This window comes from Streptomyces sp. NPDC032126 (genome assembly GCF_055580085.1).
On record NZ_JBVIMA010000020.1, the window covers coordinates 23,239 to 30,647 of the forward strand.

Consider the following 7,409-nt stretch of genomic DNA (forward strand, 5'->3'; position numbering starts at 1 on the left):
GGCGCCCACGCGCCGTGGGATACGGGCATGACAGCACCGCAGCCGCACCTGAGCCGCCGGCTCGTCCTCCTGCTCGCGCTCACCTGCGCCGCCGCCGTGGGCAACTTGTACTTCGCGCAGGCCGTCACCCCACTCGCCGCCGCTGGCCTCGGCGTCTCCGCGGGCGCCGCGGCCCTCACCGTCACCGCCACCCAGGTCGGCTACGCGGCTGGGAACTTCCTCCTCGCGCCGCTCGGCGACCGGCTCCCCCACCGGCCGGTGCTCACCGTCCTGCTCTGCCTCACCGCGCTCGGCCTGCTCGCCGCGGGCTGCGCGCCCACCCTGCCCGCGCTCACCGCCGCCTCCGCCTTTGTCGGCCTGACCACCGTCGCCGCCTCCGTCGTTGGCCCGCTCGCCGCGGGGCTGGCCGCCCCCGAGCGGCGCGGTGAGGTATCGGGGACGCTGCTCAGCGGCTCCATCGGCGGCATCCTGCTCTCGCGGACCTTCGGCGGTACGCTCGCCGACACCCTGGGCTGGCGGGCCCCCTATCTGGCGGCCGCGGCAGTGATGCTGCTGCTGGCCGTCGTCCTGCGAGCGGCCCTCCCGGCGACTACGCCCGCAACGGCAGACACCCACACCCCCTACCTCGGCCTGATCGCCGCCCCCTTGCGCCTCCTCCGGGAGGAGCCCGAACTGCGCCGCTCCTGCTTCTACCAGGCCTGCGTGTTCGCCGGCTTCTCGGCGGTGTGGACGTGTGTGGTGCTGTTGCTGACCGGTCCGGTGTACGCACTGGGCGCGCCGTCCGCGGGGCTGCTCGCGCTGGTGGGGGCGGTGACCATGGTGGCCACGCCGCTCGCCGGGCGGGTCGTGGACCGGCGCGGGCCTGACGTGGTGAACCTGGTCTGCCTGCTGGGCACGCTCGCCTCCGCCGGAGTGCTCGTGGCCGGTGCGCTGGGCGGGGCCGTGGGGCTGTCGGCGCTGGTCGCGGGAACGCTGCTGCTGGACGTGGCGATGCAGTGCGGGATGGTCGCCAACGTCACCCGCGTCTACGCCCTGCGCGACGACGCCCGCAGCCGGCTCGGCACCGCGTACATGACCTGCGCCTATCTCGGCGGCAGCGCCGGCTCCTGGCTGGGCGCCCGGGCCTGGGACGCCGCCGGCTGGGCCGGCGTGTGCGGGCTGCTGGCGCTGCTCACCGCGGCTGCGCTCGTACGGCATCTGACCGCCGCCGGGCAGCACCGGTCCGGCAGTGTTCTTATGGGGGCACGCCGCATGCGGTGGGGCGTTGCCCGAACCGACCGCACGAGACCCGTCGATGGCCGAGCGCAAGCCGAAGATCCTTCGAGGAAATAGCGCCGTCACGGTGCCTACCCTTGCCGGTGGCGCAGACGCCACCAGACCACAGCCCGGCGCAGCCACTACCGACGACGGGCCCCCAGCGAACCCATCGGGTAGATCACGAAACCAGACTGGAGTACTAGGTCGTGTCTCCCAACTTGGGCGGGGCATCAGGGGCTTCGTCGATTCTCGTAGACTCATGACGTGGCATTCATGAGCACCCCGCACTGCTGCTTTCTGTGATCGGAAGGCGCTGAGGGCGATGCCGGACGGCGTCGCCCTCCTTGGTGTGCCTGCTGCGTGAACCACGTTCCCGACGCTGCCCGCTCCTTCCTGAGGCAGTGACACTCTGGGCGCGCGTGCAGGCACGGACTCTTCCCTTCACCCTTGCCAGGAGTGCCTCGTGCCCGTGTCGCTTCCCCCTGCCCTTGAGCTGTCCCTCGACCTGCTGCGTTGCCCAACGTGCCGCACGCGCCCCCTGCACCCAGGCCGCGGCGCACTGCGCTGCCCGGTGGGCCATTCCTTCGACATCGCCCGCCACGGCTACGCCAGCCTGCTGACGGGCACCCGCGCCACCAGCGGCGACGACGCGGCCATGGTCCAGGCCCGGGCCCGATTCCTGTCCGCTGGCACCTACGCGCCCATCCGCGAAGTCGGGGCCCGCCTGGCGGCCGACACCGCGTCTGAGCAGGCCACAGTTGTGGACGCAGGGTGCGGCACGGGTTACTACCTGGCCGGTGTACTCGACCAGCTGCCCGGCGCCCGCGGTCTGGGCCTGGACACATCAGTACGCGCACTTCGCTCGGCAGCCCGAGCCCACGAGCGGGGCGCCGCGGTGGCCTGGGACGTCTTCCGTCCCCTCCCACTGGTGGATGGGGCGGCTGATGCCGTGCTGAACGTGTTCGCCCCGCGCAACCCGGCCGAGTTCCACCGCGTGCTGCGCCCGACCGGCCGGTTGATCGTGGTCCGTCCCACCGGGCGGCACCTGGCGGAGCTGCGCGGCCGGTTGCCTTCGATGGTCACGATCGACCCAGCCAAGGAACGGCGCCTGCACCAGGCCCTGGACCCCTTCTTCGAGGTATCAGTCACCGAAGAGGTGGAGTACCCCGCGACCCTGTCCAGGCTGGATGCCCTGGACCTGATAGCGATGACGCCGAGCGCACGTCACGTGAGCCGCGCAGACCTGAATGATGGCCGCTTCCTGCCAGATCAGGTCACCGTCTCCGTGCTGGCCACCGCCTACCAGCCTCGGTGACCACGAGCGGGCGCATGCGCCTGCTGACCGACGAGCAGTGGGCGCGCCTGGCGCCGTGTCTTCCCCGCAACGCGGGGAAGACACGGCGCCAGTTCGCCGACCACCGTCGCATCATCGAAGGGATCATCTACCGGTACCGCACCGGAATCCCCTGGAGGGATCTACCCCGCGAAGAGTTCGGTCCCCGGCAGACGGTATGGAAGGGTCCTCTCAGGTGGGCAGCTGACGGCACCTGGGACACGGTTCTGGCGCAACTGACCGCCCAGACGGACTCGATCGACGAAATCGACTGAACGGTCTCGGTTGACTCGACATTCAACCGGGCCCATCAGCACGCCACGAACACGGCCCGACCTGAGATGGACACCAGCGCCGCCGCTCGCCTCCGCGAGAGCGAAGCTCCTGCGACCGGGAGTGAGCCAGCGGGCCACGCAATAGGTCGATCACGCGGGGGCCTGACAACCGAAATCCATCACGCCGTAGACGGCGACGGTCGCCCGCTGGCCGTCGTAGTCACTCCGGGCCAGGTCCACGACGCACAGGTCCTCCCCCTCTTGCTGGGCGACATCCGGGTCCCGCGACTCGACCGCGGCAGGCTGCGCACCACGCCGGACGCTCTGCTCGCAGATAAGGCGTACTCCTCCAAGCAGGTTCGCGCAGACCTCGCGACGCGTGGCATCCGCACTGTGATCCCCGAACGCGCTGGTCAGCAGGCCAACCGCAAGAGAAGGGGCAGCGGCGGCGGACGACCCCGCACTCTGGACACCGAGGCCTACAAGCGCAGGAACGTCGTGGAGCGATCTTTTGGCCTGCTCAAGCAGTGGCGGGGCCTGGCCACCCGCTATGACTGTGAGGATGTTGGGGTACCGCTCCCTCTTTCGAAGGTCCTGACGTCGATGTCAGGAGTCGGCGCCAGGACCGGAGCCCGCCTCCTGATCAAGGTCGGTGACGGCAGCACCTTCCCGACCCCCGGACACCTGGCCGCCTATGCAGGTCTCGCACCGGCGACCCGGAGCTCGGGCTCCTCAGTCCGCGGCGAACAACCCCCCAGACGGGGAAACAAGCAGCTCAAACGCGCCTTCTTCCTCTCCGCGTTCGCCGCCCTGGGCAACCCGGCATCCCGGGCGTACTACGACGAGAAGATCGCCCAGGGCAAACACCACACCCAAGCCCTGCTCTGCCTCGCCAGACGCCGCGCCCACGTGCTCTTCGCCATGCTCCGCGACGGAACCTTCTACGAGCCCCAACCTGCCGCTGCTCGGTGAGGAGTTGAGGCCGCTCGATCAGTCCTCCGGCCGCAGCCTCTGCCGAGCGGCCTCAAGCCGCTGGTCATAGTCAGGCGTGAACAGCTCAGGAAGCGCCTTGTCCAGCGTTCCGGCGATCCGATGGATCGGCCCCCAGACCGCTGGATCGTCGACAACACGGCTGAGGTCCGTCATCTGGAGCCTCTCCAGCCAGTGCGACAGCACCAGTGCCTCGTCACTCGTGAGCTTGATCGTGACCTCGCTATCGCTCATGCGCACCCCTGCGACTCGGCCCCACGCTCGGACTACACGAACCTACTGGCCTTCGACCTTTACCGCCCTGTTCTCATACCCGCGGCCAGCTGCGATCCCCCGATCGAGACTCCCGTTCGACGCGCACCCCTCAAGACCGGAAGGTTGGAAGGTGGTTGGCGCGCTGCGAAGTGGGCCGGGGCCCTGCCCCAGCCGGTATGTCGCCGCTACGGGCTCCTCATCCGGTGGAGGCCGAGCGTCTCAACGCGTCGGCGAGGCTCAGGAAGACCAGTAGGTTCGGGAAGCCGGGCGCCGGTACCTTGAGCCAGGCCGTGCGCTGGCCCCGGCGGTGGATCCGCACGTCGCCGTGCTTGACGTCGATCCGCTCCACCTCGTCCCAGCCGATGCGCTTGTCCTCCTGCCCCACACCGCCCAGCGTCATGCCCAGGACGCCGAACCACAGGCATTCGCCGGCCTCCAGACGGGCAGCGTCCTCCGCCATCCGGGCACGGCTGAACGTGTCCGTCAGGCCCTCGGCGAAGGGCACCATCCCGGCGTACTCGTCGTCGCTCACGGTGAACGACAGGCCGTCGGTCGCCCGCACGTGCAGCTTGCGCGTCGTGGCGCTGACGACGCCGTTGGTGACCTTGACGTCGTGCCGAGCGAGGGAATCGATCTGCGCCCACGGGTACGCGTAGATCTCGAAGCCCTCTGCGTGGTAGACCACCCCGCCTTCGTACCAGGCGATCCACCTCTGGTGGTCGCGGCCGCGCGACCACGCGACCAGGAGCCACACGAGGACCGCCGGCGGCACCATCGCCAGAATCAGCAGCGGCAGCGAGTAGTACCAGGCACCCTCCGTCCGCTGGTCGTTGACGGCGAAGGTCACCGCCACGGTCAGCAGAAGCACGCTCACCAGCGTCAGCCCGATCAGGGGTGCCCAGGGGAGGGACCTCGGGGAGTTGGCCACCAGCCCCTTGCGGGCGCCGAGGCCGAGTTCCTGCGCCGCGTCGCGCATCGAGCGCGGCGCCTCTCCGACGTCCCTCATGAGAATCCCCCTCGTTGCATACGGTCCGCCCGGATCGGTCCGGTGTGTCGCCGGTATCGGGCGAGGCATCCAAGTATGGGTGAACGCCAAGGAGTTGAGCGAGAGCGAAGAGGAACCGGAAGGAGAGGTACGTCACGCGAGCGCGATCATCGCAAGATCAGCCCCCGGGGGAAGCGTGGCCGAAGTCGAAGCCGACCTTTCTCGTGACGTAGACGCCGCTCACCTGCACCGAGGACATCCTGCTGCGCGCCGTCGAGTACCTGAACGAGGTCGGCGCACAACGGGGTGAGCGTGGGCTGCCGAAGCTGCTGCCCGGCCTCAACCTGATCTACGGCCTGCCAGGCGAGACACACGCCACGCATCTGGCCAACCTCAGGCACTCCCGCTGTTCGACCTGGCCGCGTTCGCGGCGGTGCGGGATGACCAGGCCGGTGCCCCGGTGACCGCGGCGGCTCCGGAGACCACGTTCTGAGCGGAGACGGACGGGAGTGACGCTCCGACACACTCCGGGTCTGCAGCCAGCGGCCGAGGCCCGCTCAGATACGGCCGGATAAGAAGCTGTTGTCTTTCCGAGCCTGAAAGTGGTGTTTGGGCTGTTCAGGTATAGCGCTGATGATTCCGTGAGAGCTGTGGCCTGTCGTATCGCCGCTCTTCGGGAAGTCGCGGATGCCGTCGGTCGTTGGGCTGCTGGAACTGCATGGGCTTGCTGCTCGTCGGCGGTGGGCGAGCTGCGAGAGGAGGCCGACCGCGTCCAGGCCGAGCTGGCCGCAGCCGAGCAGGAGTGGCAGGAGTGGGTGATCGCCCGCAGGCGGGTCGATACTGTGCTGGCTCCGGGCGACGCTGACACGGCCGAGGCGGAGGCCACTGCGGATCCGCAGAATGATGTCGCGCGGTCGACGGTCCGGAATGCGGCGAAGCCGAAGACGCAGGTGCCGTGTGGCGGCAGGGGCTGGCCTGGTCGGTGCTGTCGGTCGACTACCAGCGCATCCTGAAAGCCCTCGCCCGGGGCGGCTCGGCCAAGGGCAGCTGACCCGCCAGGAGATGGCCGCCGCCTTGGCATGGACGTGGTGCCGGCTCGGGTGGAGGCACTGCGATCGAAGGCGAAACGCATGGTCGCGCGCGGCTGGCTGGCGCGGCCCGGCGCCGTCGGGCAGCATCGGTCGCCGCGGGCATATGGTCGGCCGCCCCGGCCACGCAGCCAGCCCGGCACCGGCAGCAGCGGCCGGGCCACGAGCCACCCCGCGTCCATTATGTCCGAAGGGCACCGCCGAACACGTTCCGGATGACCGGCCGCGTTCCCGAACCGGTGAGCAACACCATCACACGTCGGTGCAGCCGAGTTGAACTCCACCGGCGCGAGCACACACAACTGCGGCAACAGGGTCTCCGGGATCCCGCTTGGCTCCGCAACCCCGAGCTACCAAGAGGCCCTGTTCTCATACCCGCGGCCAGCTGCGATCACCCGATCGAGACTGCGCGTGGGCGTCGGTATCCTGCGGCCTCAGCGCTGGCTCCCGCGGCGGCTGCTCTACCTCGCCGTGGTCGGCGCGGCCGTCGTGTATGGACTGCTGGAGAATGTCCATCAGGTTCGAGCCCAAGCCCCTGTGCACGCCGGAACTGGGGAGCCGCTCAACTGGCTTCGCCTGCCCGTCCTGGACCGCGGCTGGAATGAGGCCGCCGCGCACAAGGTCGGCTTCGTCCGGGAGGTGACGGGCTGGAAGCCGGCCCCGCTGCAGCCGACGATGGACGTGCTGCGGTCGGCCTGGGTTCTCCGGCCGGTCGGGGTCGGCCCCAGTCGCCGTGCGAGCTCCTGGACCAGCATCTCCTGCCGGCGGGTCCATCACCTGGAGACGCCCTGCTTTCCTGCGCTGATTCGTGTCCTGAGAACGACAGTCATCGCAGGTAGCAGGGCATCTCTGGGGTGGATCCAGACTCAGTGGGCCATCACGGGCTCGCCCTCGGACGGCGCCAGAGCCCGATTCGGGATCAGGAACGCGGCGATCACCGCACCGACCACGAAGAACCCGGAGCCCCAGGCCAGGGTGGCCGTGTAGCCCTCGACCCCGGCCTGCGCGGCGGCCAGCGCGCTGGGCTTGTGCGAAGTCAGGTAGTCGGTCGCGGCCGACGAGGCGACGGTGGTCAGCAGTGCCGTGCTGATGGAGCCGCCGATTTGCTGACCGGTGTTGATCAGCGCCGAAGCGACACCCGCGTCCTCGTGGTGAATGCCCGAGGTCGCCCCCTGGAACGCGGTGGACATCACCGCGCCGATGCCGAGACCCAGCAGGATCAGGCC

At 69.7% G+C, this 7,409-nt stretch carries 5 protein-coding genes and 2 pseudogenes; 4 read left to right on the plus strand and 3 right to left on the minus strand.

The window, feature by feature from the left end; all coding sequences use genetic code 11:
- Positions 1-27 precede the first annotated feature (27 nt).
- The 4 genes and pseudogenes from ACZ5NW_RS37390 to ACZ5NW_RS37405 form a co-directional block, all read left to right on the plus strand.
- Entirely contained in the window at positions 28-1,332 is a 1,305-nt protein-coding gene (locus tag ACZ5NW_RS37390; protein WP_468748509.1) for an MFS transporter, read from the plus strand.
- A 388-nt stretch (positions 1,333-1,720) separates the two neighbouring features.
- Positions 1,721-2,572 (plus strand): putative RNA methyltransferase, encoded by an 852-nt coding sequence (locus tag ACZ5NW_RS37395; protein WP_468748510.1) that lies wholly within the window; start codon positions 1,721-1,723, stop codon positions 2,570-2,572.
- Positions 2,573-2,586: 14 nt separating this feature from the next.
- Entirely contained in the window at positions 2,587-2,865 is a 279-nt protein-coding gene (locus ACZ5NW_RS37400; protein WP_468748511.1) for a transposase, read from the plus strand.
- Positions 2,866-2,880: 15 nt separating this feature from the next.
- Positions 2,881-3,837: pseudogene (locus ACZ5NW_RS37405) on the plus strand (IS5 family transposase); the annotation flags it as partial.
- A gap of 18 nt (positions 3,838-3,855) precedes the next feature.
- Here the strand turns inward: ACZ5NW_RS37405 and ACZ5NW_RS37410 are convergent.
- The 3 genes and pseudogenes from ACZ5NW_RS37410 to ACZ5NW_RS37420 all read right to left on the minus strand — a co-directional run.
- Entirely contained in the window at positions 3,856-4,089 is a 234-nt protein-coding gene (locus ACZ5NW_RS37410) for a hypothetical protein (protein WP_468748512.1), read from the minus strand.
- A 217-nt stretch (positions 4,090-4,306) separates the two neighbouring features.
- The gene (locus ACZ5NW_RS37415; RefSeq protein WP_468748513.1) at positions 4,307-5,116 is read right to left on the minus strand and encodes a DUF6585 family protein; all 810 of its coding nucleotides are present in this window, start codon (positions 5,114-5,116) and stop codon (positions 4,307-4,309) included.
- A gap of 1,933 nt (positions 5,117-7,049) precedes the next feature.
- Positions 7,050-7,409: pseudogene (locus ACZ5NW_RS37420) on the minus strand (MFS transporter); the annotation flags it as partial.